Source organism: Pseudoxanthomonas sp. GM95 (genome assembly GCF_900109775.1).
GTDB lineage: Bacteria > Pseudomonadota > Gammaproteobacteria > Xanthomonadales > Xanthomonadaceae > Pseudoxanthomonas_A.
This window is the reverse complement of the sequence record NZ_FOAX01000001.1, coordinates 50,568-74,646: the sequence shown is the minus strand read 5'-3', so window position 1 is coordinate 74,646 and position 24,079 is coordinate 50,568. Positions and strand designations below refer to the sequence as shown.

The following is a 24,079-nucleotide window of genomic DNA, read 5'->3' as shown; positions in this document are numbered from 1 at the left end:
TCAGGCGCGCAGCACGCGCGCCGGGTCCGCGGCACGATCAGCCGCGGGCGAAATCGGCCAGCGCCTGGCCGTCCATGCGATAGACGGTCCACTCGTCCATCGGCCTGGCGCCGGCGGCGCGATAGAAATCGATCGCCGGCTGGTTCCAGTCCAGTACCGACCATTCGAAGCGACCGCAGCCCTTGTCCACGGCCAGCTTGGCCAGGTGCCGCAGCAGGGCCAGTCCCGCGCCCTGCCCGCGCGCTTCCGGGCGCACGAACAGGTCTTCCAGATAAATGCCGTTGCGGCCCAGCCAGGTCGAGTAGTTGAAGAAATACACGGCAAAGCCCACGGCCACGCCGTCCTGCTCGCAGATCACGCTGTGCGCGGTCGCGCCCTCGTCGAACAGCGTGCGTGCGATGTCCGCCGGCGTCGCCTTGACGGCATCGGGCTCGCGTTCGTAATCGGCCAGCGCCTGGATCAGCTCGCAGATCAGCGGCACATCTGCGCGCGTGGCGCTACGGATCTGGACGCTCAACGTGCACCTGCCACGGCGGCGCGCATCTTGGCGATCACCTCGCTGTAGTCCGGCGCGTTGAAGATGGCCGAACCGGCGACGAAGGTATCGGCGCCGGCGGCGGCGATCTCGGCGATGTTGTCGACTTTCACGCCGCCGTCGATTTCCAGGTGGATGTCGCGGCCCGACGCATCGATTTTCTGGCGCACCACGCGCAGCTTGTCCAGCGCCGAAGGAATGAACGCCTGGCCGCCGAAACCCGGGTTGACCGACATCAGCAGCACCAGGTCCACTTCATCCAGCACCCAGTCCAGGATGTCCACCGGCGTGGCCGGGTTGAGCACCACGCCGGCCTTGCAGCCGTGCGACTTGATCAGTTGCACGGTGCGATGCACGTGACGGCTGGCTTCGGGATGGAAGCTGATGACACTGGCGCCGGCCTTGGCGAAGTCCGGGATGATCCGGTCCACGGGCTCGACCATCAGGTGCACGTCGATCGGCGCGGTCACGCCGTACTTGCGCAGCGCCTCGCAGACCATCGGGCCGATGGTCAGGTTGGGCACGTAGTGGTTGTCCATCACGTCGAAATGGATCCAGTCCGCGCCGGCGGCCAGCACGGCGTCCACCTCGGCGCCGAGCCGGGCGAAATCGGCCGACAGGATGGACGGGGAGATGATGCAGTTCGACATGACGACCCTTGGCGATGGCGGTGCGGCACGGGCCGCATGGGAGCGCAATTCTAGGCGCCGTGCCAGGGCATTTCACCCTTGGCGGGCGCGGCCTGCTGTCGGCGCGGTGACCGGATCGTCAGCATCCGCGGCTGCATCCGGCCCGTAGGTGCCTGCGCGGGGCCCATCCGGTGCCTCGTGCCGGGGTGCGTGGGAGGACGTCTTTCAAAGGCGTGCTGCGCATCCCGGCAATGGACGACCCCCTTGAGGACCACCACATGCTGTCACCCCTGACTTCGACCCGCCTGCTCACCCTTGGCCTGCTGGCCGCCGCTCCGTTCGCCGTCCAGGCCCAGGACGCCTGGAATGGCGCCCACGTCGGCCTGTACGCCGGCAGCGTGCTCAAACCCGACGACGGCGGCGACCGCTTCCTGTTCGACACCAACCTGGACGGCCAGTACGACGACACCGTGCGCACCGCCGCCGGCGCCAACGCGTTCTCGCCCGGCTCCTGCAACGGCGTCGCCCTGGGCAATACGCCGGCCGCCGGCTGCGCCAAGAATTCCGGCGGCGCCGACTACGGCCTGCGCGGCGGCTACGACTGGCGCGCCAACGACTGGGTGTTCGGCCTGGTGGGCGAGGTGTCGCGCAACGACGTGCGCGATGCGGTGACGTCCTTCAGCACCACGCCCGCTTCGTACACGATGCTGCGCAAGGTCGATGGCATGGCCTCGCTGCGGATGCGCATGGGCCACGTGTTCGGCGAATCGAATCTGGTCTACATCACCGGCGGCGTGGCGCGTGCGGACATCGCCAACACTTACATCACCAGCAACGGCGTCAACACCTTCACCAACAACGGCGACACCAAGGCCACCGGCGCGCAGTGGGGCGCGGGCTACGAGCGGATGATCGGCGAGCGCTTCACCGTGGGCCTGGAATACATCCAGACCCAGCTGACCGACAACGACTACCGGGTGCGCTCGGCCGGGCCGGCGCCGGCAACCAATCCCTTCATCCTGGTCAACCCGAACGGCACCGACTTCCGCCGCAGCGACCGCGATTTCGACCTGGAAAGCGTGCGCGTGACCGCCAGCTACCGCTTCTAAGTCCGGCCCTCCCTGCGTCCGCCGGTGACGGCGGGCGCAACCGGCCTCAGCGCGCCTTGCGCTGGGTCTTGATCCGGTCGTAGGCGGCGTTGAGCTCGGCCGCGCGGGCCGCGGCACGGGCGCGCAGCTCGGGCGCGGCGCCGTTCATGCGATCGGGGTGGTACTGCGAGATCAAGCGGCGATAGGCCTGGTCCACTTCGGCATCGCTGGCGTCGCTGGTCAGGTCGAAGGCCCGGTACGGATTGTCCTTGGCCAGCTTGAACCAGTCGCGGTCGAAGGCGTGGCCCAGCAGGACGCCGGCCAGCACGCCAAACACGGGATTGGGGCGGAACAACAGGGCGCCGGCAATGCCACCCAGGAGTTTTCCGTACCAGCGGTTCATCGATCGTGCCTGCCTGCGGGGTCCAAAGCTCCATGGTACGGCACCGCCCATCGCCTACCGGAAGGCCCCTGTGACGGGGGTCTGGCCTTGCCCGCGCAGGCGCGTACACTACGCGACCCGCCGCCGCCAGACCGGCGTGCCGGTGTGCCATGCGTGCGGGGTCATTCGCGAAGGACGCGTCACGTCAGGAGTGCCTGTGCCCACCACGCTGTTGCAAGCTGATCTTCCCGGTCTGAACCTGCGCCACCGCGGCAAGGTCCGCGACGTCTTCGACATCCCGCGCGAGCGCCTGCCGGCCGATGCGCCGCCCGGCGAATACCTGCTGATCGTCGCCACCGACCGCCTGAGTGCGTTCGACGTGGTGCTGCCCGACCCGATCCCGGGCAAGGGCGAGATGCTGTGCCAGATCTCGAACTTCTGGTTCGAGAAGACCGCCCACCTGATGCCCAACCACCTGACCGGCATCGACGTGGCCAGCGTCCTGCCCGAGGGCGTGGACCCGGCCCTGTACGCCAAGCGCGCGGTGGTCACCAAGAAGCTCAAGCCGGTGCCGGTCGAGGCGATCGCCCGCGGCTACCTGATCGGCAGCGGCTGGAAGGATTACCAGCGCACCGGCAAGGTCAGCGGCATCGAACTGCCCGACGGCCTGCTGCAGGCGCAGAAGCTGCCCGAGCCGATCTTCACCCCGTCGACCAAGGCGGCGGTGGGCGACCACGACGAGAACATCGACTTCGACGCGATGGTCCGTGCTGTCGGTGGCGACCTGGCCGAGCGCGTGCGCGATGCGACCCTGCGCATCTATGCGTTCGCCGCCGAATACGCGGCCCAGCGCGGCATCCTGCTGGCCGATACCAAGTTCGAGTTCGGTACCGACGCCGACGGCCGCCTGTACATCATGGACGAGATGCTGACGCCGGATTCCTCGCGCTACTGGCCGGCCGCCGAGTACCAGGTCGGCACCAGCCCGCCGAGCTACGACAAGCAGATCGTGCGCGACCACCTGGAGACCACCGACTGGGGCAAGACCGCGCCCGGCCCGGTGCTGCCGGCCGAAGTGATCGAGCGCACCCGCGCCCGCTACGCCGAAGCCCTGCAGAAGCTGGCCGACATCACCGTCGACTGAGTGGCATCGGTGCCCGTGGGAGTCACTTCAGTGGCGATGGCTTTTCAGTTAAAGCCGCATCGCCGCCAAGGCGGCTTCCACCAGCAACACGACCTGCTCCATCGCGCACGCATCCTCGGGAGGGATTGATGAACGCGCCTGCCGCCCGGCCGATCGACGACTGGTTTGCCAGTTATTCGCGCGACCACCGCGACCCCGTCAACCAGGCCATCCACGTGGTCGCCGTGCCGGCGATCCTGTGGTCGGTGATCGCGCTGCTGTGGTGCATCCCGGTGCAGGTGGACTGGCTACGCGGCGGCGTGTGGGCGGTGCTGCCGATGTTCGCCGCGTGGTCGTTCTACAACCGGCTGTCGCGTTCGATCGGGCTGGGGATGTTCGTGGTGTTTTTCTTCATGGGCTGCGTGTGTCGGCTGGTGACCCAGCGCGCCGGCCTGGACGCGCTGCTGTGGAGCGCGGTGACGGTGTTCGTGCTGGCGTGGATCGCGCAGTTCATCGGCCACAGGATCGAAGGCCGCAAGCCGAGTTTCCTCACCGACCTGGTGTACCTGCTGATCGGCCCGATCTGGGTCCTGGCCAAGGTCTATCGCAAGATGGGCTGGCGTTACTGAAGCAGTATCACTGACCCAGCATCGCCGCGGTCGGCGCAAAGCCACGTGGCGCGTAACCAAAGTCGCGTCGTGCAGGCGCCAGGTCGAACACCAGGTCATCGCGCATGCGCGCCACCGCGGCGGCATTGAGCGAACGCGCGATGCCGATGCGTTGCGCGGCGCCCACGGCCAGCCGGAACACCGGCGCAGGCAGTTCCAGCAATCGCGCTGGCGGTGACATCGCCGCCAAGGTGCGCGCGACCATCGCGCGATACGGCAGCGTCTCGCCGCCACCCAACGCATACGCCTTGCCGAACGTGGCATCGACATCAACTACGGCCAGCGCTGCATCGGCCAGATCGTCCACATGCACCGGCTGGCGCAGGCCATCGGCACCGTGTGGCAACGGGAAGCAACGCAATCGGCGCGCCAGCGCGGCGATCTGCGTGAGCGTGGCATCGCGCCCCACGCCATAGACCAGCGTCGGCCGCAGCAGCGTGGCCTGTGCGCCCAGTGCCACCGCCCGCTGGAACACCGCGTCCTCGCCGCCACGCAGGCGTGCCGCAAGATCGCGTTCATAGGCGTCAGCCGAATCCTGCTTCACGCCCAGACTGGTGGAGCCGAAGGCCACCACGCGCGGACACACCAGCGTGGCCTCGGCATACCAGCGCGCGAACGCATCCAGTGGCCCGGCGCTGAAGATCGCATCGACTGACGCCGGCAACGGCGGCATCTGCTGCAGCTCACCGGACAACCACTGCACGCCATCCTGCGCCGGTTGCGCGCTGCGCGACACGGCCAGGACCGACCAGCCCTGCGCGCGCAGTCGCGCCAACAAGGCCTGGCCGATCTGGCCACTGCCGCCCAGCAGCAGCGCAGTGCGCGCGGGAGTCGAAGGCACTGACGTCATGGGGTCTGCAAGATCGGGCATCGCATCAGCATAGGGCAGCCCGCGCGCAGCGCCAGCCATGACCCCACGGTCAGGGACCCGAATGCGCCGCGACTGGTATCCTCCAACGTTGCTCGCAGACTGCTGCATTTCCTGCATGCCCCAAACCCTCGACCTGCTGCTGGCGCTGCCGTTCGTGATGGCCGCGGCCGTCGCCGCTGCGCATCGCCTGCCGCGCACGGCCATCGCCTGGGTCGCCGCGCTCGCCCCCGTGCTGGGACTGGTGCTGCTGGGCGCGATGGCCCCGGCGATCCTCGACGGCCAGGTGCTGCACAGCCGTCATGTCTGGCTGCCGCGCATCGGCCTGGAGTTCACCCTGCGGGTGGATGGCTTCGCGTGGATGTTCGCGATGCTGGTGCTGGCCATCGGCGCGCTGGTGATCATGTATGCGCGCTATTACCTGAGCCGCAACGATTCGGCCTCGCGCTTCCTGGCGTTCCTGTTGCTGTTCATGGGCGCAATGCTGGGCGTGGTGATCTCCGGCAACTTGCTGCTACTGAGCATCTTCTGGGAACTGACCAGCCTGACGTCATTCCTGCTGATCGGTTTCTGGTCGCATCGCCAGGACGCCCGTGAAGGCGCGCGCATGGCGCTGGTCATTACCGGCGGCGGCGGCCTGGCGCTGCTCGGCGGCGTGCTGCTGATCGGGCGCATCGCCGGCAGCTATGACCTGGACGTGGTGCTGTCCGCCGGCGACACGCTGCGCGCCAGCCCGCTGTATCCGTGGGCGCTGTACCTGGTGCTGGGCGGCATCTTCACCAAGAGCGCGCAGTTCCCGTTCCACTTCTGGTTGCCACAGGCGATGGCCGCGCCGACGCCGGTGTCGGCCTACCTGCATTCGGCGACGATGGTGAAGGCCGGCGTCTTCCTGTTGGCTCGCCTGCACCCGGCCCTGGCCGGCACCGACCTGTTCTTCTACACGGTGTGCACCATCGGTGCGGCAACCCTACTGATCGGCGCGTGGAATGCGATCTTCGAACAGGACCTCAAGGGCCTGCTGGCGTATTCGACCATCTCGCACCTGGGCCTGATCACGATGCTGTTCGGCCTGTCCACGCCGGTGGCGGTGGTGGCCGGCGTGTTCCACATCCTCAACCACGCGATCTTCAAGGCCTCGCTGTTCATGGCCGCCGGCATCATCGACCACGAAACCCACACCCGCGACATCCGCAAGCTCGGCGGCCTGCGCAGGCTCATGCCCTTCACCAGCGCGCTGGCGATCATCGCCTCGCTGTCGATGGCCGGGATCCCGCTGCTCAACGGCTTCCTGTCCAAGGAAATGTTCTTCGCCGCGGCCATCGAGACCGACGCACCGTTGCCGATGCGCATCTTCACCGGCACCGCCGCGCTGCTGGCCGGCGTGCTGGGCGTGGCCTACAGCCTGCGCTTCGTCTACGAGACCTTCTTCGGCAAGGGCCCACGCGACCTGGACACCACGCCGCACGAGCCGCCGAGGTGGATGAAGATCCCGGTCGAGGTGCTGGTGGTGCTGTGCGTGGCCGTCGGCATCTTCCCTGCGCTGACCATCGCACCGGTGCTGCATGCGGGCGCGTCGGCGATCCTGGGCGCGGCGACGCCCGAGTACAGCCTGGCGGTCTGGCATGGCCTGAACTGGCCGCTGGCGATGAGCCTGGCCGGCGTGGTCGGCGGCATCGCGCTGTACTTCGGCCTGGCCAGGCTGCTCGACCTGCACGCGGTGGTCAGCCGGGCGATCGGTCGCGACATCTTCAAGCGCAATCTGGAGCTGCTGTTCGTCGCCGGCAACCGCATCACCGCCGCGCTGGCCAACGGCAGCCTGCAGCGCACGCTGCTGTGGCTGGTGGTCAGCGCGCTGGTGGCGATGGCACTGCCGCTGCTGCGCGATCCCGGGCACGCATTGGCCTGGAACGGTGGCTGGCACACGCCGATGCAGTGGCCGGGCTGGGTGCTGTGGCTGCTGATGCTGGTGCCGGCCGTGGCAACGCTGCGCCTGTACCGGCACCGATTGCTGGCCGTGGCCTGCATCGGCGGCACCGGCCTGGCGGTGAGCCTGAGCTTCGTGTTCCTGTCCGCGCCGGACCTGGCCCTGACCCAGCTGATGGTGGAGATGGTCACCCTGGTTCTGCTGCTGCTGGCGATGAACTACCTGCCCGAACAGTCCCCGCATGAAACCACCTTGCCGCGCCGCCAGCGCGATGGCGCCATCGCGCTGGTCACCGGCACCGTGGTCGGCGCGCTGGCCTGGGCGATGATGCTGCGCCCACACGACACCGTCGCGGTGGAGATGCTGGAACGCTCGCTGCCGCAGGCCTGGGGCCACAACGTGGTCAACGTGATCCTGGTGGACTTCCGCGGCTTCGATACCTTTGGCGAAATCACCGTGTTCGCCATCGCTGGCCTGGTCGTGCACGCGCTGCTGCGGCGCGCGCGGATGGCGCCGGAACGGCATTTCGATGGGCGCCCGGTGGACCTGTCGATGCCGGCCAACCTGATGCAGGTGCTGGCGCCGATGGTCGTGGCCGTCTCGATCTACCTGTACCTGCGCGGCCACAACGCGCCCGGCGGCGGCTTCATCGCCGGCCTGGTGCTGGCGGTGCCGCTGCTGATCCAGTACGTGCTGCAAGGCGCGCGCTCGGTCGAATCGCGCTTTGGCTTTGACTTCATCCGCACGATCGGCATCGGCGTGGTCCTGGCGCTGGTCAGCGGCGTGGCGTCGATGGCGTTCGGCGTGCCGTTCCTGACCAGCGGGCATCTCAACCTGCACCTGCCGCTGATCGGCGAACTGGAGCTGGCCAGCGCGATGGCTTTCGACACCGGCGTGTACCTGGTGGTGTTCGGCGCGGCCATGCTGATGCTCTCGATGATGGGCACCATCAAGGCCTCGCGCACCCGCAAGACCCAGCGCGGCGTGGTCGATCCACTGCGTCGCTCCGACTTCACCGGCGAGGAGCACACCTGATGGAACTGGCCCTGGCCGTTGCCATCGGCGTCCTGACCGCGGTCGCGGTCTACCTGATGCTGCGCGCGCGCAGCTTCGACGTGATCCTGGGGCTGACCTTCCTGAGCTATGCGACCAACCTGCTGATCTTCGCCGGCGGTCGTCCGGTCGCGGGCAAGGCGCCGATCATCGTCGATGGCGTACCGACCGACCTGGCCCACTACACCGATCCGCTACCGCAGGCGCTGGTGCTGACCGCCATCGTGATCTCGTTCGCGATGACCGCCGTGAGCATCGTGCTGGCCATGCGCAGCCGCGCCGACAACGGCGGGGATCACGTGGACGCGCATGACACCGCGCCCGAACCCGAAGCCCGCACCGATCCACGCGGGAGCGGCAAGTGAATCATCTACCGATCCTGCCGGTGCTGATCCCGATGGCCGGCGCCGCCGCATCGCTGATCGTCGAACACAACCGCTTCGGCTTCACCGTGCGCCGCACCGTGGCCTGGCTGGCGATGGCCGCGCTGGTGGTGGTGGTGGCGATGCTGGTGATCGGCGCGTCCAGCGGCCATGTCGATGCCTACCTGCTGGGCGACTGGCCGGCGCGCCTGGGCATCACCCTGGTCGCCGACCGGTTGTCGGTGTGGATGGTGGCGGTGACCACGCTGCTGGCCTGCGCCTGCCTGCTGCATGCCTGCGCCGGCTGGGATGCGCGCGCGCCGCATTTCCACGCGCTGTTCCAGTTCCAGCTGATGGGGCTCAACGGCGCGTTCCTGACCGGCGACATCTTTAACTTGTTCGTGTTCTTCGAAGTGATGCTGATCGCCAGCTACGGCCTGCTGCTGTCGGGTGGACGCGGGCTGGGGATGCGCAACGGCTTCCATTACGTGGTGTTCAACGTCACTGCGTCGTCGCTGTTCCTGATCGCGCTGGGCCTGATCTACGGCCTGCTGGGCACGCTCAACATGGCCGAGCTGGCGGTGCGCATCGCGCAGGTGCCGCCCGCCAACCTGGCGCTGGTCAAGGCCGCGATTGGCCTGTTGCTGGTGGTGTTCTGCGCCAAGGCCGCGCTGCTGCCGCTGTACCTGTGGCTGCCGGAAACCTACGCACGCGCACCGGCCGCGGTATCGGCGCTGTTCGCGGTGATGACCAAGGTCGGCCTGTATGCGGTGCTGCGCGTGTCCACCGTGCTGTTGGGCGCCGGTGCCGGGGCGATGGCGGGTTACGGGCAGTCTTGGCTGCTGGTCCTGGGTGCCGCAACCCTCATCGTCGCCGCGCTCGGCGTGCTGGGATCGGCGCGCCTGCGGGTGATGATCGGCTATCTGGTCGTGTGGTCGGCGGCGACGCTGTTCGTGGCCTTCTCGCTGGGTGGCGCCGGCACGATGGCCGCCGGCCTGTACTACCTGGCGCATAGCTGCTTCACCGCGGCAGCGCTGTTCCTGATCGCCGACCTGATCCGCCGCCGTCGCGGCGCGGCCGGTGACGACAAATCCATTCCCGCGCCGCTGCCCGGGCGCACCGTGCCGGGCGTGCTGTTCCTGATCGCGGCGGTGGCCGTGGCCGGCCTGCCGCCACTGTCGGGCTTCCTGGGCAAGGTCGCGCTGCTGGCGTCCACGCCGGTCGCGCACACCGGGCTGGTGTGGTCCACGGTGCTGCTCAGCAGTCTGATGGTCATCATCGGCGTCAGCCGCGCCGGTGTGCGCCTGTTCTGGCGCGTGCCGGCCCAGATCCACGAGGCCGGCCCGGTCAATCCGGCGCCCGCGCGCCCGGCCGAAACCGCCGCTGCCATCGTCCTGCTCACCTGCGTGGTCGGCATGAGCGTGTTCGCCGAACCGCTGCTGACCTACGCCGATGCCACCGCGCAACAGCTGCTGGACACCGCCGGCTATGTCGACCATATCCGCGGCCTGGTCCCGGCCATGAGGGAGCCCTGATGCGCCGCTGGCTGCCCTCATGGTCCTTGAGCCTGGCCCTGCTGGTGTTCTGGCTGCTGCTCAACAACAGCGTCTCGCCGGGCAACATCGTGCTGGGCGCGGCGCTGGCGATCGGCATTCCGCTGCTGTCGCGGCGCATGGACCACGAACACTGCCCGACCGGCTCGCTGCGCGGCGTGCCGAAGCTGGCGGCGCTGTTTGCCTGGGACATCGTCAAATCCAACCTGACCGTGGCCGCGCAGGTGCTGGGGCGCGAGTCGAAGATCGAGCCGGGCTTCGTGTGGATTCCGCTGGATATCACCAACCTGCGCGGCATCACCGTGCTGGCCAGCATGATCACGCTCACCCCCGGCACGCTGTCGGCGGTGCTGACCGACGACCGTCGCCATCTCCTGGTCCACGCCCTGCATATTGACGATGCCGCCGCGCTGGTGCGCGAGATCAAGACCCGCTACGAAACCCCGCTGATGGAGGTCTTCCCATGAACACCGCCGTCCTGCTCGACCTGACCGTGATCGGCGCGCTGTGGGTCACTGGCCTGGCCCTGTTGCTGTGCCTGTGGCGGCTGGTGCGCGGGCCCACCGTCACCGACCGCATCCTGGCGCTGGACACGCTGTCGGTGACCGCGATCGCCGGGCTGATGCTGCTCGGCATGCACCTGGATTCGACCGTGTATTTCGAAGCGGCGCTGGTGATCGCCATGCTCGGCTTCGGCAGTACGGTGGTGCTGAGCAAGTTCGTGCTGCGCCGGGACATCGTCGAATGAGCGCGTTCTTCGACCTCGCGCTGATCGTGCTGCTGGTGGCCGGCAGCGTCTTCATCCTGGTCGGCGCGCTGGGACTGGTGAAGCTTTCGGACGTGTTCCGCCGCCTGCATGCGCCCACCAAGTCCAGCACGCTCGGCGTGGGCTGCGTCCTGCTGGCGTCAATGGGCTACCACCTGCTGCGCGGCGAAGGGCTGCAGCTGCGCGAACTGCTGATCACGGTATTCCTGTTCATCACCGCGCCGATCAGTGCACACCTGATCGCCAAGGCGGCGCTGGCGCTGTTGCCACGGCAGCGGCCCGAGCCGCCGGCCAAGCGCGACTGATCGCCCTTCAGAAAAAGCCGGCCAGTTCCAGCATGACCCAGCCGATGAAGGCCGCCAGCAGCACGACTGCTTCGACCCGGCTGACGCGTGCATCGCCGCGCAGCATCGGAATCAGCACCACCGCCAGCGCGATGGCGGCCGGCAGCTCCAGGCGCACGAACGAGGCCGGCAGCGCCAGCGGCGCGATCGCGGCCATGCCGCCAATCACCAGCAGCAGGTTGCACACGCTCGAGCCGATCACGTGGCCCAGGACCATGTCGCCCTGCCCGCGCCGCGCCGCGACGATGGCGGCCGCGACTTCCGGCAGCGCGGTGCCGATCGCCAGCGGCAGCAGGCCCGCCATCAGCGGCGACAGGCCCAGCGCCGGTGCCAGGCCCTGCATCGCCTGCACGACATCGCGCGCGCCGTAGCCGACCAGCACCACGCCGATCACCAGCCGGATCAGATTGAGCCACAGCACGGTGCGGGTGAAGGCATAGGTTTCCACGCCTTCGCGCACGGCCGGGGCTTCGCTGCGACCGAGCACGATCAGGCGCACGACCACCACGACGAAGGCCACCAGCAGAATCGCGCCCTCCAGCCGGTTGATGCGGCCATCCAGGCCGAACACCATCACCAGCGCGCTGGCCGCGACCAGCACCCACAGCAGCGGCGACAGCAGCCGCATGCGCACCAGGACGGTGCCGCACAGCGCGGCGATCGGCAGGGTCAGGCCCAGGTTGACCAGGTTGCTGCCGACCGCATTGCCCAGCGCCAGCGCGGGTTCGCCATGGAGCAGCGCGGCGCCGTTGACGAACAGCTCCGGCAGCGAAGTGCCGAAGGCTACCAGCAGCAAACCGGCGGTGAACGGCGACAGGCCGGCCTTCTGCGCCAGGCCCGACGCGCCCTTGACCAGGGTGTCGCCGCCCAGCGCCAGCAGCACCAGTCCCAGCGCGAACAATCCCCAGGCCTCGGCCATCACGTTTCCCCGCGTCGACGATGGGGCGATTCTAGGCGCAAACGCCCACGCATCGGCTCAGCCGGCGCCGGCCATCGCGCGCAGGCCGATCCCGACCAGATAGGCGGCGACCGTGCCGGTCGCATAGCCCAGCGTGCCCAGCAGCGCGCCCACCGGCGCCAGCGCGGGATGGAACACCGCCGCCACCACCGGCGCCGAGGCCGGCCCGCCGATGTTGCTCTGCGAACCGATCGCGAAATAGAAGAACGGCACCTTCAGCAGCTTGCCCAGGCCCCACAGCAGCACGATGTGGACCAGGATCCAGATGATCCCCAGCGCGAACAGCCACGGCCGATCCAACAGCGCGGCGATATCCATCTGCATGCCGATGCAGGCGATCAGCACGTACAGCAGCAGCGTGCCGATCTTCGAGGCGCCGGCACCATCGAGCTTGCGCGCACCGGTGAAGCTCAGCCCCAGGCCGATCACCGTGGACAGCAGCACCACCCACACGTAGGGCGAATCCAGGCTGGCCGAATGCGCCCACGGATACGGCGCGAACCACGCCGCCAGCGGCGGCGACACCGCGTGCGCCAGACCAACCACGCCGAAGGCTACGCCGATGATCAGCATGTAGTCGGACAGGCTCGGGATGCGCGCGTGCTGGGCGCTGTAGTCGGCCAGGCGCTGCTGCAGATCTTCCAGCGCGCGCGTATCGGCGCCCGAGCGCGCATCGATCGCCTTGGCGCGGCCGGCCAGGAAGATCAGGATCGCCATCCACACATAGCCCACGCCCACGTCCAGCACCACGAACTGGCCGAAGGTGGTTTCGTTGACCTCGAAGATCTCCTTCATCGCGACCATGTTGGCGCCGCCGCCGATCCAGCTGCCGGCCAGCGCGGCCATGCCGCCCCAGGTATCGCCGGCCACCGTCGCAGGATGCAGCTGGCCCATGAGCCAGAACGCCACGAAGGCGCCCAGCATGATGCTCAGCGATGAGCCGAAGTACATCGCCAGCAGCTTCCAGCCCAGGCCCATCACCGCCTTCAGATCGATGGTCAGGGTCAGCAGCACCAGCGCGGCCGGCAGCAGCACACGGCTGGCGACCGGGTTGTAGAGCTGGCTGTTGGCGCCATCGATCACGCCGAGGGAATTGAAGATGCCGGGAATGAAATAGCACAGCAGCAGCGGTGGCACGACGCCATAGAACTTCTGCCAGGCGCCTTTCAGCGAAGCGGTCCAGAACACGAAGGCGAGCGTGGCGGCGATCAATCCGAACAACACGATGTCGTTCTGGATCAGGGCGGGAGATGGGGTCGTCATGGCGCGGTCATGGTACGTGCTGCACACGGGAAGAAGCCCGCACACGCGGCCGCGCGCACGGTGACAAAGGCGACATCAGGCCGCCTGCGGCAAGGCGTCGCGGAAACGCCCGATGCGGTACGGCACCAGATCGATGGAAGGCGTTTCGCCGCTCATCGCCTGCGCCACCAACTGCCCGGTGACCGGGCCCTGGGTCAGGCCCATGTGGCCGTGGCCGGTGGCGATCCAGAGTTGTTCGCCGGGCAGCTGGCCGATCAGCGGCAGCGAATCGGGCGTGCATGGCCGGTCGCCGGACCAGCGTCCCTGCGCGGCGCCCTTCAACGTGGGGAACAGCAAGCGCGCCTGGCCATCGAGGCGCTCGATCAGCTCGAAGCGCGGCGGCCGCTCCAGCGCGGTGAGTTCCTTGATGCTGGTCATGCGCAGGCCGGCCTGCATCGGTGAGATCACCATGTAGCGCTCCACCCACAGCGTGGGCCGATAGACCACGTCGGGCTGCTGCGGATACATCAGGTGATAGCCGCGCGCCGGAATCATCGGCAACTGCACGCCGAACGGCGCCAGCAGCGCATTGCTGAAGGCCCCGGCCGCGACGACTACGCGTCCGACATGGACCGCGCCGCGCGCGGTCTCCACGCGATAGGCCTTGCCCTGGCGCACGATGCCTTCGACCTGTGCGATCAGCGGCTGCGCGCCGCCGGCGACCAGGTGATCGAACAGCCGCCCGCAGAACGCGCCCGGATCGCGCATCGACAGCGACTCGCGCTGGAACACGCCATGCGCAAAGCCCTCGCCCAGCTTCGGCTCCAGCGCGCGGACCTGCTTGGCATCGAGTTCGTCGAAGGCGACCTCGCGCTCGCGCATCAGTGCGCGTGCCCACGCCGCGCCGGCGAAGGTCGCCGGATCGCTGTAGACATGCAGGTAGCCGGTATGGCCGATCAGCGACTGCGCGCCGATCGCCTCGGCCAGCTGCAGCCACGGCGCGCGTGCACCGCTGTTGAGCGCGGTGATCGCATCGACCACCGGCGCCATGTTCGACGCGCGCCCGTCATGCACGAACTGCAGCAACCAGCGCAGCCAGGTCGGCGTGGCGGCCCAATCCAGGCTGAAAGGTCCCGTCGGATCGACCAGCATCTTCAATGCCTTCATCGTGATGCCGGGCGTGGACTGCGGCAGCACGTTGCCGATCGAGATCGCCCCGGCATTGCCGAACGACACTTGCCCCGCCGGGCCTTTCGCATCGATCAGCACGCACGACAGGCCGCGCTGGCGCAGCTGCCAGGCGATGGACAACCCGACGATGCCGCAGCCGATCACCGCCACGTCGGCAGTCTGGGTCTTGCCGTTCCCGGTCACCGGATCGGCACGTCGTAAGCGCGGGTCGGCGTGGGCTCGGGCTGGAAGGTGTAGTGCCACCATTCCATCGGATAGTTGGCAAAGCCGCGCCGCTGCATGGCATCGAGCAACCGCTGGCGGTTGTCGCGCTGGGCGGCCGTGAGGCCGGCATGCGCCGTATTGGCGCGGCGATCGAAGAAATCGAACGGGGTGCCCATGTCCAGATCTTCGCAACCGGTGGCGCCACACCGCGTGAGCGTGAGATCGATCGTGGCACCGCGGCTATGGCCGGAGACTTCGGCGACGTAGCCGTCGGGGATGATCCGCGCCTTGTCCAGCGACGGATAGAACTCGGCCTTCATGCGCTGGTCCGGCAGGTCCCTCGCCCAGCGCATGAAGGCCTGCACCGCGCGCACCGGCCGGTAGCAGTCGAACACTTTCAGCGACAGGCCCTGCTGATGGAGATCTTCTTGCACTTGGGCCAGCGCCTTGGCCACCGGCGCCAGCAGCAGGCATTTTGGCGCGCCGTAGCCGTCGACCCGCACGCCGGTGAAATTGTGCGCGCTGGCGTAGCGAATCTCGCGCTGCACGTCCGGTGCCAGCGTGGCGATGTCGACCAGATTCGCCTGCGCGGCGGTGGTGGCCGGCGACACCTGCACCGACGTCGCCGCGTGCGCTGCACTGGCGGCACACAGGGCCAGCGCGAAGGTCAGCGCACGTCTCACATGCCGTCCTCTTCGCCGGCCACGGCCGGCGGCGGCAGGGTGAGGTCATGCAGGATGCGCAGGTCTTCGGCATCGAAGGTGCGCCCTTCCATGCCGCGGAAGTGATGGCGGAACGATTGCACCGCGTCGCCGCGGTTGGTCAGCGGATAGCCCAGCGTGGCCATCGCCAGCCACGGATCGAAATCGGCCGGCGCCGGCGGCGCGTCCGCGCGCGGCCAGCGGCCGAAGCCTGCATCGGCCAGCTGCTTCCACGGGAACAGCGGACCCGGATCGACCTTGCGACCCGGCGCCATGTCCTCGTGGCCGATGATCGCCGTGCGCGGCATGCGATGGCGCTTGCACAGGTCATCCAGCAGCAGGATCAGGCTGTCGATCTGCGCCTGCGAGAACGGCGTGTGGCCATCGTTGTCCAGCTCGATGCCGATCGAGGCCGAGTTGACGTCGGTGATCGTGCCCCAGCGGCCAGCGCCGGCATGCCAGGCGCGGCGGTCGTCGCTGACCAGCTGGTAGCGCTTGCCGTCTTCACCGATCAGGTAATGCGCACTGACCGGCCCCTTGCTGTTGGCGGTCTTGAGCGTCTTGAGGCTTTCCTCGGCCGAATGCTGGTCGGTGTAGTGCAGCACGATCAGCACCGGGCCACGTTTGTTCTGGTTGGGCGATTTTTCCCACTGCGCCAGCGGATTCTTGGCCGGCAGCCCGGCGCAGGCGGACAACGCCAGCACGCCCAGCAACAGGAGCGCGGCACGAGGACGGAGTGGCAATCGGAACGTCATAAACAGGCCTTGCTTGCAACGGAAGGGGTCACGCTGGAATGGAGCACGCGCATCACTTCACCGGACACGCGGCAACGCGCTGGAACTCCAGGTCGCGATAGTCGTAACTGAAATCGGCCTCGGGATCGATCGCCGCCAAAGTCAGCGTCGCCTGCTTGCCGGCACCGGACACGGTCAGCCAGGGCTCGGCATCGACGCTGGGATCTTCCCAGTCGACCAGCAGGCGCTGGCCCACGCGCATTACCGGGCCGTGCAGGCGCGGCGACTTGGCCGCGCGGAACTCCACCCGATCGCCCACCGGGCACAGGCTGACCTGGCCGAACCACGCATCGCGATAGACGCCCTGCCAGGCCTTGGCCTCGACGGGCGCAACGACGGTACGCGTGGAGGTGTCGGGCACCAGCTCCGGCGTCGCGGCCTTGGCTTTGGCCTTGCCGGCATCGAGTAACGCCGCGTAGTGATCGACGTCCAGCGGCTTGCCCGGCTGGGTGTAGTGCTTGGTCAGCGCCTCGGTGAGCGTGGTGCGTGCGGCCTCGCCTTCGCCGTTGATCAGCACGACGAAGCCGACGTGCCGGTCCGGCAGCAGCGTCACCGACGAATACATGCCCATCAGCGTGCCGGTATGGGCCACGCGCCACTGGCCATCCACGTCCGACAGGCGCCAGCCATAGCCATAGCCGTAGAGATGCGTGCCATCCCAGGCGCGCAGCTGCGGGCCGATCGGCATCGGTGTGTGCAAGGTCCACAGCGCCTTGCGCTGTTCGGCGGACACCCAGGGCTTTGCCGCGCCATCGTCCAGCCACATGCGCACCCAGGTGGCCATGTCGCGCACGCTGCAGCGGATGCCGCCGGCGGACATCGAGGGATTGTCCGGCACCTGCGCCGCGTCCTCGCGCACCACCACGTTGCGGCCGTCCTGGACCATGTGCGGCTGGGCGACATTGCCGACCGCATCACGATCGAATGCGCCCACCTGGCAGCGGCTCATGCCCAGCGGGCCGAACAGCTGCTCGCGCACCAGCTGATCGTAGGGTTTGCCGCCGGCCTTGGCCGCCACTTCACCGGCGACCACGTACATCAGGTTGTCGTAGGCGTAGTGCGCGCGAAAGCTGTGCGTGGGCTTGAGATGCGCCAGGCCGGCGATGATGTCGGTGCGGGTGAAGTCGTTCGGCTCCGGCCACAGCATCAGGTCGCCCGCACCCAGCCCCAGCCCGCTGTTGTGGATCAGCAGGTCGCGCACCTGGATGTTGCGCGTGACCCACGGGTCGTACATGCGGAAGTCCGGCAGGTATTTCGTCACCGGGTCGTCCCACTTGAGCTTGCCCTGGTCCACCAGCCGCGCCAGCACGCCGGTGGTCATCGCCTTGGTGTTGGAGGCGATCTTGAACAGCGTGTCGGCATTGACCGCTTCACCGCTGCCGGCGCGCGTTTCGCCAGCGGTGCGCAGGTAGACGACTTGGCCGTCTTCGACTACGCCCACCGCCAGCCCAGGGAGCTTGTAGCGCGCCATCGCCTGGTCGAACAGCGCATCGAACGATGGCTGCGCCTGCGATTCGCGCGCGGATGCACCAAACGCCCCGGCCAGCAGCAGCGCCGCAGCCAGGCCGCGCAGGGGGAAATGAAGGCGTTGAAGTGTCACGGGCATATCAGGACAACCAAGCGTCGAAGCCAGTCGCCATCGTGCCGCACAAGCGCGGCACGTGGGCGAGCGCGATCAGCGGAACTTGTACGACACCTGCAGCGTGTAGGCGCGACCGCGCGGGTCGGCCACGCGCGGCTCCCAGCCGGCGCCGGCCGCGTAGTCGTTCATGTGCGCGGTGAACGGCGGATCGGTGTTGAACAGGTTCTTGATCCCGAAGGTCAGCCCGAGCTTGTCGAAGCCCTTGTAGGTCAGGCTGTAGTTGTAGGTCGTGTCGCTGTCGACATCCGGATCCCAGTTGGACGGGATGTAGGTGCCGTTGCGTACGCTGACCGGCTCTTCGTCCTTGTAGCCGGCGCGATAGATCTGGGTGAGCGTGTGCGACCAGTCGCCGCGCAGGTAACTCAGGCTCAGGGTGTGCTTCCAGCGGATCGGCAGGCTGTAGTAGCGCACGTAGTCGCCGACCAGGTTGTCGGTGTAGGGCAGCGTGTCCAGGTCCTTGGTGCGATAGGTATCTAGGTAACTGCCGTTGAGGTGCACGCGCCAGTCGCCACCCAGCACGTCATCGAAGGCGACGTTGATGTCGGTCTCGATGCCGCGCATCAGGCTGCCGCCGGAGTTGACGTAACGCTGGTCGATGGCGGTGATGTTGCCGGCGTCGTCGCGGATGAAATTGGCGGCGAAGGTGTCGTAGTTGGCCACCAGCGTGTCGATGTCCACGCCGGCGCGGATGGTCTTCTCGCGCTTGATCTCCCACCAGTCCACGCTCATGTTGAACCAGTCCACCGGCGCGATGACCACGCCCAGCGACTTCTGCCGAGACTCTTCCGGATCCAGGTCCTTCTTGCCGCCGGTGAGCAGGTTGGGCTGGATCGCTTCGCAGCCGGCCACGTTCGGCGTGGCCACGCCGCCGGGGCAGGTCGCAGGATCGGCCAGGTCCAGGCCGGTGTACGGGCTCTCGGAGGTGCCGTAGTACATCTGGTTGAAGGTCGGTACCTTGAAGCCGGTGCTGTAGGCGCCGCGGAAGGCCAGCATGTCGATCGGCTGCCACTTGAAGGAGATCTTCGGGTTGGCGGTGCCGCCGAAGCCCTCGTAATGGTCGTAGCGTTCGGCCAGGGTCAGGTCCAGCGTGTCCAGCAGCGGCAGGTACAGCTCGGCGTAGACGGCCTTGGTGTCGCGGCTGACGTTCTGCAGGATGTTGCCGTTGTCGAACGGCGCCAGGTAGATGCCGTCATAGAGGTCATCGACCGTGCCTTCGGCCGCGACGTTGCCGCCGAACTTGTACTCCTCGCGGCGCAGGTCGATACCGGTGGCCAGCTGCACTTCGCCGCCAGGCAGGCTGAAGCCCAGGCCGCCGGAGACGCTGGCATCGAGGCTGGTCATGATCGACTCGCCACCGTACAGATCGGTGCCGGCCGCCGACGCGTCGGCCAGAGCCGCCATCGCTTCAGGAGTCTGCGATTCGCCGGGCAGGAGGAACGGATTGAGCAGGCCGCTGCCCAGCACTTCGCGCAGCTGCTCGGTGTAGTAGTAGCCGCTGCCCAGCCGGGAGGTAGACTTGCTGGACGCACGCGACAGGCCGGCGTTGTAGTCCCAGCTGCCGATCTCGCCTTCGAAGCCCAGCAGCACGCGATAGGACTTGGTGTTGGTGGAGATCTGGCGCGGGCCGCAGGCCACGCAGCGCCAGCGGTAGGCGATCGGCGCGCCGTAGGTCAGCTGGCCGGCGCCGAAGTACGACGCCAGTGCGTTGTACACGCCATCGTAGGCCGCGCCGGTGCTGGGGTAGAACGTGCTCGCATCGAAGGTGGTGCCCGGCGAGATCTGGTAAGGCTCGAAGCTCTTTTCCACGTCCACTTCCGAACCGGTGAACTCGACGAACATCCGGTGCTGGTCGGAGATCTTGAACGTGGCCCGGCCGATGATGTCCTTGCTCTCCACCGGCTGCTGGATCACCGCTGCGGCCGGGTAGTCGTACGAGCACGCATAGCGCGCCGAACTCACGCCCCACAGCACGTTGTCGTACGGGCCCATCAGGCCGTTGCCGCTGCCGGTCTCGCAGCCGGCCGCGCCCGGCAGGTCGAGTGGATTGATGTACTGCTGGGTCGAGCCATCGGATGGATCGACCACGCCGTTGCCGATCAGCGTGCCGGCGCGGTTGGCCACCGTCGCGTACGGCGTGCCGCGCGTATCCGGCGACAGGCCGCGATCGGGCTTGAACGCATTGGAGAAATCGCGATCGGTGCCGCGCAGGATCTCGCTCTTCTTGTAGCTGACGCTGGCGAAGGCATTCCAGCCGTCGGTATCCAGGTCACCACCGCCGACCAGCAGGTTGCCGCGATAGATGTTGCCGCCGCCGTCCTCGGTGGTGTCGGTGAAACCGGACACTTCCACGCCCTGGTAATCGGACTTGGTGATGAAGTTGATGACGCCGCCGATGGCGTCGGTGCCGTAGATCGCCGAGGCGCCGTCGCGCAGCACTTCCACGCGCTCGATCGCGGCGAAGGGAATCGAGTTGAGGTCGACCACGCGGCCCTTGAGGCCATGCGCGGCCACGCGCCGGCCGTTGAGCAGCACCAGGGTCGCATCGGCGCCCTGCCCGCGCAGGTCCGCGCCGGACACACCGTTGTTGCCGCGCTGGTCCACGCCCGAGACGATGCCGACGTTGCTGGCCAGGTTGTCCGAGCCGTTGCCGGAGATGTTGAGGTAGCTCATCAGCTGCTCGGCCGAGCTGATGCCCTGCGCATCGATCTCCTGCCGCTTGATCACCGTGATCGGCAGCGCGGTCTCGATGTCGGTGCGCTTGATGCGCGAGCCGGTGACGCTGACCTTGTCCAGCTGCTTGGTCGTGGTGTCGGCATCGGGCGCGGCCTGTTCGACCGATTGCGCCGCGGCGGCCAGCGGCACGCACAGCGAGGCGAGCAGCGCGAGCGACAAGGTGGTGCGCTTGGGGAAGAAGGACGTTTGAACGGGCATGGCTGCGCTCCTGGCGGGTGGATTCCTGACTGCACCTGTCGCGTGCCACGCGCGTCGCCGGCTCCCCTCCGGCATGACACGCAGCACGCGTACCACGGCCCGCACCGGGTCCTTCCGGTGTGTGGCGCGCCGTGGGTCCATCGACTGCCCAGCGGCGTTTGCCCCTTCGCCAGCGCCGGCGTGCCTGCGCTCGTCCGGACCGTCGCAAAGACGCGATGCGACATGCGGTCAACGGGAGCACCTGCCGGACATCGAATGCCGATGCGAAGGTGGATGTTGCTTGCCGCGTGGCGCATCCCCCGCCACGCTTGGCGGATGCATGACATGCCCCGCAACATCGGTGTAACACGGGCTCACAATGTGGGTCAATAATTTATTCTTGATTTTGCGATTCAATGGAATAACTATTCCTCCCATGCCCAGCTTTCCCGGACTTCGCCCTGTGCGCCGCATGGCGCCCACGCAGCGCCATCGCCATGCGCCGCGCCTCTTGGCCACGACCATGCTCGCGCTGTGGCTGGCCTTCGCTGCGGGCCACGTCGCCGCACGCGTAGTCGCGCCACAGGTCCCGATCGATCCGGTCACCGGCGTGGTCGGCGTCGATCCGCCCAAGCTCACCGCCGCCTACTGGACGCGCCAGCAGGCGCATCCCGACCGCGTGCTGCTGGACCGCGCCGGTATCGCCGCGCAGAACGCGCGGATGCGCGCGCAGGACCCGGCGATACACGACCTGCGCGCCCTGCCCGCGCAGCTGCCGCGCGCGGCAATCGACAAGGACATCCAGGCGTTGTCCTCCACGCCCAAGCGCACGCTGTACGCCCTCGATGGGCAGATGCTCGACGCGAAGGCGCTGGACGCCTTGCACGACAGCCTGGCGCTGGACGCCATCGCCGATAGCACGCCGGTGCGCTACGGCCTGGTGACCCATCGCGCCGACCTGCGCACCTTCCCCACCGCGCAGCGGGTCTTCAGCACCACCGACGACCACGACATCGACCGCTTCCAGGAAAGCGCGCTGTTCCCCGGCGATGCGGTCGCGGTGCTGCACGAAAGCCGCGACGGCCAATGGCTATTCGTCACCAGCGAGCGCTACAGCGCCTGGATCGAAAAACGCCATGTCGGCATCGGCAGCGCGCAACAGGTCTTCGACTACGGCGCACGCGGCCCGTATCGCGTCGTCATCGGCGCGACCGCGACCACGGTGTTCACGCCCGAACAGCCGCAGGTCTCGCAGCTGCAGCTGGACATGGGCGTGCGCGTGCCGGTGCTGGCCGACTGGACGCCCAGCGCGCCGGTCAACGGCCAGATGCCCTACACGTCCTGGGTGATCCAGCTGCCGGTCCGCGATGCCAGTGGCGCGCTGCAACTGGTGCCGGCGCTGCTGCCGCGCACCGCCGATACGGCCGCCGATTACCTGCCGCTGACGCCGCGCAATTTCCTCAGCCAGGCGTTCAAGTTCCTGGGCGAACGCTATGGCTGGGGCCATTCCTACGATGCGCGCGACTGCAGCGGCTTCACCTCCGAGATCTACCGCAGCTTCGGTGTGCTGCTGCCGCGCAACACCTCGCAGCAGGCGGTCAGCCCGGCGCTGGATCGCATTGCTTTCGCCGAAAGCGACGCCGACAGCAAGCGCACGAATGCGGTCAAGCAGCTGGCGCTGGGCGACATGGTCTACATCCCCGGCCACGTGATGGTGGTGATCGGCAAGGCCAACGGCCTGACTTACGTCATCCACGACACCGCCGGTGGCGGCTGGGCCGATGCCGATGGCAAGCGCGTGGCCGGGCACCTCAATGGCGTGTCGGTTACCCCGCTCGAACCGATGCTGGCCAGCGACACCGTCAGCTACATCGATCGCATCACCAACATCCAGCGCGTGCGTCCGCCGCGCGCGACCCACAAACAGGCCAAATGAAGATCACCGATATCCAGCTGGGCATGCTGCGTGTCCCGCTGAAGACGCCGTTCAAGACCGCGCTGCGCACCGTCGATACGGTCGAGGACGTGGTGGTACTGATCCGCACCGACACCGGCCACACCGGCTACGGCGAAGCGGCCGCCACCGCGGTGATCACCGGCGACACGCTCGGCTCGATCATCGCGGCCATCGACACCTTCATCAAACCGCGCCTGATCGGCCAGGACATCGCCAACCTCAACCATCTCACCGGGCTGGTGCAGTCGTCGATGGAGCGCAACACCAGTGCCAAGGCCGCGGTGGAGATCGCCCTGTACGACCTGTGGGCGCAGCTGTACGGCGCGCCGCTGTACCAGCTGCTCGGTGGCGGCGATCCGGTGATCACCACCGATATCACCATCAGCGTGGACTACATCGACAAGATGGTGTCCGACTCGCTCTCGGCGCTGGACCGCGGCTTCGAATCGCTCAAGATCAAGGTCGGCAAGGACCTGGGGCTGGACATCGAGCGGGTCAAGGCGATCCACGCCGCGGTCGAAGGCCGTGCCCTGCTGCGCCTGGACGCCAACCAGGGCTGGACCGCCAAGCAAGCTGTCTATGCGATGCAGAAGCTCGAAGACGCCGGCGTGGTACTGGAACTGCTGGAACAGCCGGTCAAAGCGGCCGACATCGAGGGTCTCAAGTACGTCACCGACCGGGTCAACACCCCGGTGATGGCCGACGAAAGCGTGTTCGCCCCGCAACAGGTATTCGACCTGATCAAGCTGCGCGCGGCCGACATCATCAACATCAAACTGATGAAGACCGGCGGCATTTCCAACGCGATCCGCATCGCCGACATCGCCGCGCTGTACGGCGTGGACTGCATGATCGGCTGCATGATCGAATCCTCGATCAGCGTCGCCGCCGCGGTGCACGTGGCTGTGGCCAAGTCGAACGTCATCACCAAGATCGACCTGGACGGTCCGTCGCTGGGCCAGTTCAATCCGGTCGTGGGCGGGGTGCTGTTCAACGAGTCGGAGATCAGCATCCCGGATGCACCCGGGTTGGGCATCCAGGAGATTCGTGGGCTGGAGATGTTGTCGCCGTGATGGCGTATCGGGCTGGCATGGCGATGCATGACGCAGCCGCGCGGCCTTTTGTTGCTGTTGCTCCAGCTTTTGCTCGCGCTTCGGATTTTCTCGGGTCCCTTCCGCAGCGGCG

At 67.8% G+C, this 24,079-nt stretch carries 22 protein-coding genes; 11 read left to right on the top strand and 11 right to left on the bottom strand.

The window, feature by feature from the left end:
- Positions 1-37: 37 nt before the first annotated feature.
- Positions 38-517 carry a GNAT family N-acetyltransferase gene (locus BMZ17_RS00345; protein WP_093133654.1) on the bottom strand — a complete coding sequence of 160 codons (480 nt, stop codon included), beginning with the start codon at positions 515-517 and terminating at the stop codon, positions 38-40.
- On the bottom strand, positions 514-1,185 hold the full coding sequence (gene rpe, locus BMZ17_RS00340) for a ribulose-phosphate 3-epimerase (protein ID WP_093133650.1): 672 nt from the start codon (positions 1,183-1,185) through the stop codon (positions 514-516). The genes BMZ17_RS00345 and rpe overlap by 4 nt, the downstream gene beginning before the upstream one ends.
- A gap of 257 nt (positions 1,186-1,442) precedes the next feature.
- On the opposite strand from rpe, the gene BMZ17_RS00335 reads away from it, so the two are divergent.
- Positions 1,443-2,273: an outer membrane protein gene (locus tag BMZ17_RS00335; RefSeq protein ID WP_093133646.1), complete on the top strand. Its 831-nt coding sequence runs from the start codon at positions 1,443-1,445 to the stop codon at positions 2,271-2,273.
- A 46-nt stretch (positions 2,274-2,319) separates the two neighbouring features.
- Here BMZ17_RS00335 and BMZ17_RS00330 read toward each other — a convergent pair whose 3' ends face one another.
- A complete protein-coding gene (locus BMZ17_RS00330; RefSeq protein ID WP_093133641.1) occupies positions 2,320-2,655 on the bottom strand; it encodes a J domain-containing protein in 336 nt (111 codons plus the stop codon).
- A gap of 196 nt (positions 2,656-2,851) precedes the next feature.
- On the opposite strand from BMZ17_RS00330, the gene BMZ17_RS00325 reads away from it, so the two are divergent.
- On the top strand, positions 2,852-3,778 hold the full coding sequence (locus BMZ17_RS00325) for a phosphoribosylaminoimidazolesuccinocarboxamide synthase (protein ID WP_175485433.1): 927 nt from the start codon (positions 2,852-2,854) through the stop codon (positions 3,776-3,778).
- A gap of 128 nt (positions 3,779-3,906) precedes the next feature.
- Complete coding sequence (locus BMZ17_RS00320) at positions 3,907-4,386, top strand: Mpo1 family 2-hydroxy fatty acid dioxygenase (RefSeq protein WP_093133632.1); 480 nt, start codon at positions 3,907-3,909, stop codon at positions 4,384-4,386.
- A gap of 7 nt (positions 4,387-4,393) precedes the next feature.
- Here BMZ17_RS00320 and BMZ17_RS00315 read toward each other — a convergent pair whose 3' ends face one another.
- Positions 4,394-5,275 carry an NAD-dependent epimerase/dehydratase family protein gene (locus BMZ17_RS00315; RefSeq protein WP_175485432.1) on the bottom strand — a complete coding sequence of 294 codons (882 nt, stop codon included), beginning with the start codon at positions 5,273-5,275 and terminating at the stop codon, positions 4,394-4,396.
- Positions 5,276-5,411: 136 nt separating this feature from the next.
- Here BMZ17_RS00315 and BMZ17_RS00310 point away from each other — a divergent pair, with 136 nt between their 5' ends.
- From BMZ17_RS00310 to BMZ17_RS00285, 6 genes are read left to right on the top strand one after another with little or no spacing between them, the layout of a single operon-like run.
- Positions 5,412-8,252, top strand: a complete 2,841-nt coding sequence (locus BMZ17_RS00310) for a monovalent cation/H+ antiporter subunit A (protein ID WP_093133622.1) — start codon at positions 5,412-5,414, stop codon at positions 8,250-8,252.
- A complete protein-coding gene (locus BMZ17_RS00305) occupies positions 8,252-8,635 on the top strand; it encodes a Na+/H+ antiporter subunit C (protein WP_093133618.1) in 384 nt (127 codons plus the stop codon). The genes BMZ17_RS00310 and BMZ17_RS00305 overlap by 1 nt, the downstream gene beginning before the upstream one ends.
- The gene (locus BMZ17_RS00300; protein ID WP_093133613.1) at positions 8,632-10,167 is read left to right on the top strand and encodes a monovalent cation/H+ antiporter subunit D; all 1,536 of its coding nucleotides are present in this window, start codon (positions 8,632-8,634) and stop codon (positions 10,165-10,167) included. Before BMZ17_RS00305 ends, BMZ17_RS00300 begins: the two co-directional genes overlap by 4 nt.
- Positions 10,167-10,652, top strand: a complete 486-nt coding sequence (locus BMZ17_RS00295) for a Na+/H+ antiporter subunit E (RefSeq protein ID WP_093133610.1) — start codon at positions 10,167-10,169, stop codon at positions 10,650-10,652. The genes BMZ17_RS00300 and BMZ17_RS00295 overlap by 1 nt, the downstream gene beginning before the upstream one ends.
- The gene (locus BMZ17_RS00290; protein WP_093133607.1) at positions 10,649-10,933 is read left to right on the top strand and encodes a K+/H+ antiporter subunit F; all 285 of its coding nucleotides are present in this window, start codon (positions 10,649-10,651) and stop codon (positions 10,931-10,933) included. Before BMZ17_RS00295 ends, BMZ17_RS00290 begins: the two co-directional genes overlap by 4 nt.
- Positions 10,930-11,256 carry a Na+/H+ antiporter subunit G gene (locus tag BMZ17_RS00285; protein ID WP_093133602.1) on the top strand — a complete coding sequence of 109 codons (327 nt, stop codon included), beginning with the start codon at positions 10,930-10,932 and terminating at the stop codon, positions 11,254-11,256. Before BMZ17_RS00290 ends, BMZ17_RS00285 begins: the two co-directional genes overlap by 4 nt.
- Before the next feature lie 7 nt (positions 11,257-11,263).
- On the opposite strand, the gene BMZ17_RS00280 is transcribed toward BMZ17_RS00285, so the two are convergent.
- From BMZ17_RS00280 to BMZ17_RS00250, 7 genes are all read right to left on the bottom strand, one after another.
- Positions 11,264-12,214 (bottom strand): sodium:calcium antiporter, encoded by a 951-nt coding sequence (locus tag BMZ17_RS00280; RefSeq protein ID WP_093133598.1) that lies wholly within the window; start codon positions 12,212-12,214, stop codon positions 11,264-11,266.
- A gap of 57 nt (positions 12,215-12,271) precedes the next feature.
- A complete protein-coding gene (locus BMZ17_RS00275; protein ID WP_093133594.1) occupies positions 12,272-13,516 on the bottom strand; it encodes a DUF819 family protein in 1,245 nt (414 codons plus the stop codon).
- A gap of 75 nt (positions 13,517-13,591) precedes the next feature.
- On the bottom strand, positions 13,592-14,869 hold the full coding sequence (locus BMZ17_RS00270) for an NAD(P)/FAD-dependent oxidoreductase (RefSeq protein ID WP_175485431.1): 1,278 nt from the start codon (positions 14,867-14,869) through the stop codon (positions 13,592-13,594).
- Positions 14,866-15,573, bottom strand: coding sequence for a M15 family metallopeptidase (locus BMZ17_RS00265; protein ID WP_254775153.1), 708 nt, complete (start codon positions 15,571-15,573; stop codon positions 14,866-14,868). Before BMZ17_RS00265 ends, BMZ17_RS00270 begins: the two co-directional genes overlap by 4 nt.
- Entirely contained in the window at positions 15,570-16,346 is a 777-nt protein-coding gene (locus BMZ17_RS00260; RefSeq protein WP_093133585.1) for an N-acetylmuramoyl-L-alanine amidase, read from the bottom strand. The genes BMZ17_RS00265 and BMZ17_RS00260 overlap by 4 nt, the downstream gene beginning before the upstream one ends.
- A gap of 52 nt (positions 16,347-16,398) precedes the next feature.
- Complete coding sequence (locus BMZ17_RS00255) at positions 16,399-17,871, bottom strand: serine hydrolase domain-containing protein (RefSeq protein WP_254775218.1); 1,473 nt, start codon at positions 17,869-17,871, stop codon at positions 16,399-16,401.
- Between the two features lie 189 nt (positions 17,872-18,060).
- Positions 18,061-20,958 (bottom strand): TonB-dependent receptor domain-containing protein, encoded by a 2,898-nt coding sequence (locus BMZ17_RS00250; RefSeq protein ID WP_093133577.1) that lies wholly within the window; start codon positions 20,956-20,958, stop codon positions 18,061-18,063.
- A gap of 451 nt (positions 20,959-21,409) precedes the next feature.
- Here BMZ17_RS00250 and BMZ17_RS00245 point away from each other — a divergent pair, with 451 nt between their 5' ends.
- Both BMZ17_RS00245 and BMZ17_RS00240 read left to right on the top strand, forming a co-directional pair.
- Positions 21,410-22,873, top strand: a complete 1,464-nt coding sequence (locus BMZ17_RS00245; protein ID WP_254775152.1) for a C40 family peptidase — start codon at positions 21,410-21,412, stop codon at positions 22,871-22,873.
- Positions 22,870-23,967, top strand: a complete 1,098-nt coding sequence (locus BMZ17_RS00240) for a dipeptide epimerase (protein WP_093133572.1) — start codon at positions 22,870-22,872, stop codon at positions 23,965-23,967. The genes BMZ17_RS00245 and BMZ17_RS00240 overlap by 4 nt, the downstream gene beginning before the upstream one ends.
- Positions 23,968-24,079 lie beyond the last annotated feature (112 nt).

Excerpts from the sequence above, each read along its gene's own strand:
- rpe (WP_093133650.1), bottom strand. The coding sequence starts at position 1,185 with ATGTCGAACTGCATCATCTCCCCGTCCATCCTGTCGGCCGATTTCGCC.
- BMZ17_RS00335 (WP_093133646.1), top strand. The coding sequence starts at position 1,443 with ATGCTGTCACCCCTGACTTCGACCCGCCTGCTCACCCTTGGCCTGCTG.
- BMZ17_RS00330 (WP_093133641.1), bottom strand. The coding sequence starts at position 2,655 with ATGAACCGCTGGTACGGAAAACTCCTGGGTGGCATTGCCGGCGCCCTG.
- BMZ17_RS00320 (WP_093133632.1), top strand. The coding sequence starts at position 3,907 with ATGAACGCGCCTGCCGCCCGGCCGATCGACGACTGGTTTGCCAGTTAT.
- BMZ17_RS00315 (WP_175485432.1), bottom strand. The coding sequence starts at position 5,275 with ATGACGTCAGTGCCTTCGACTCCCGCGCGCACTGCGCTGCTGCTGGGC.
- BMZ17_RS00310 (WP_093133622.1), top strand. The coding sequence starts at position 5,412 with ATGCCCCAAACCCTCGACCTGCTGCTGGCGCTGCCGTTCGTGATGGCC.
- BMZ17_RS00305 (WP_093133618.1), top strand. The coding sequence starts at position 8,252 with ATGGAACTGGCCCTGGCCGTTGCCATCGGCGTCCTGACCGCGGTCGCG.
- BMZ17_RS00295 (WP_093133610.1), top strand. The coding sequence starts at position 10,167 with ATGCGCCGCTGGCTGCCCTCATGGTCCTTGAGCCTGGCCCTGCTGGTG.
- BMZ17_RS00290 (WP_093133607.1), top strand. The coding sequence starts at position 10,649 with ATGAACACCGCCGTCCTGCTCGACCTGACCGTGATCGGCGCGCTGTGG.
- BMZ17_RS00285 (WP_093133602.1), top strand. The coding sequence starts at position 10,930 with ATGAGCGCGTTCTTCGACCTCGCGCTGATCGTGCTGCTGGTGGCCGGC.
- BMZ17_RS00280 (WP_093133598.1), bottom strand. The coding sequence starts at position 12,214 with ATGGCCGAGGCCTGGGGATTGTTCGCGCTGGGACTGGTGCTGCTGGCG.
- BMZ17_RS00275 (WP_093133594.1), bottom strand. The coding sequence starts at position 13,516 with ATGACGACCCCATCTCCCGCCCTGATCCAGAACGACATCGTGTTGTTC.
- BMZ17_RS00260 (WP_093133585.1), bottom strand. The coding sequence starts at position 16,346 with ATGACGTTCCGATTGCCACTCCGTCCTCGTGCCGCGCTCCTGTTGCTG.
- BMZ17_RS00250 (WP_093133577.1), bottom strand. The coding sequence starts at position 20,958 with ATGCCCGTTCAAACGTCCTTCTTCCCCAAGCGCACCACCTTGTCGCTC.
- BMZ17_RS00245 (WP_254775152.1), top strand. The coding sequence starts at position 21,410 with ATGGCGCCCACGCAGCGCCATCGCCATGCGCCGCGCCTCTTGGCCACG.
- BMZ17_RS00240 (WP_093133572.1), top strand. The coding sequence starts at position 22,870 with ATGAAGATCACCGATATCCAGCTGGGCATGCTGCGTGTCCCGCTGAAG.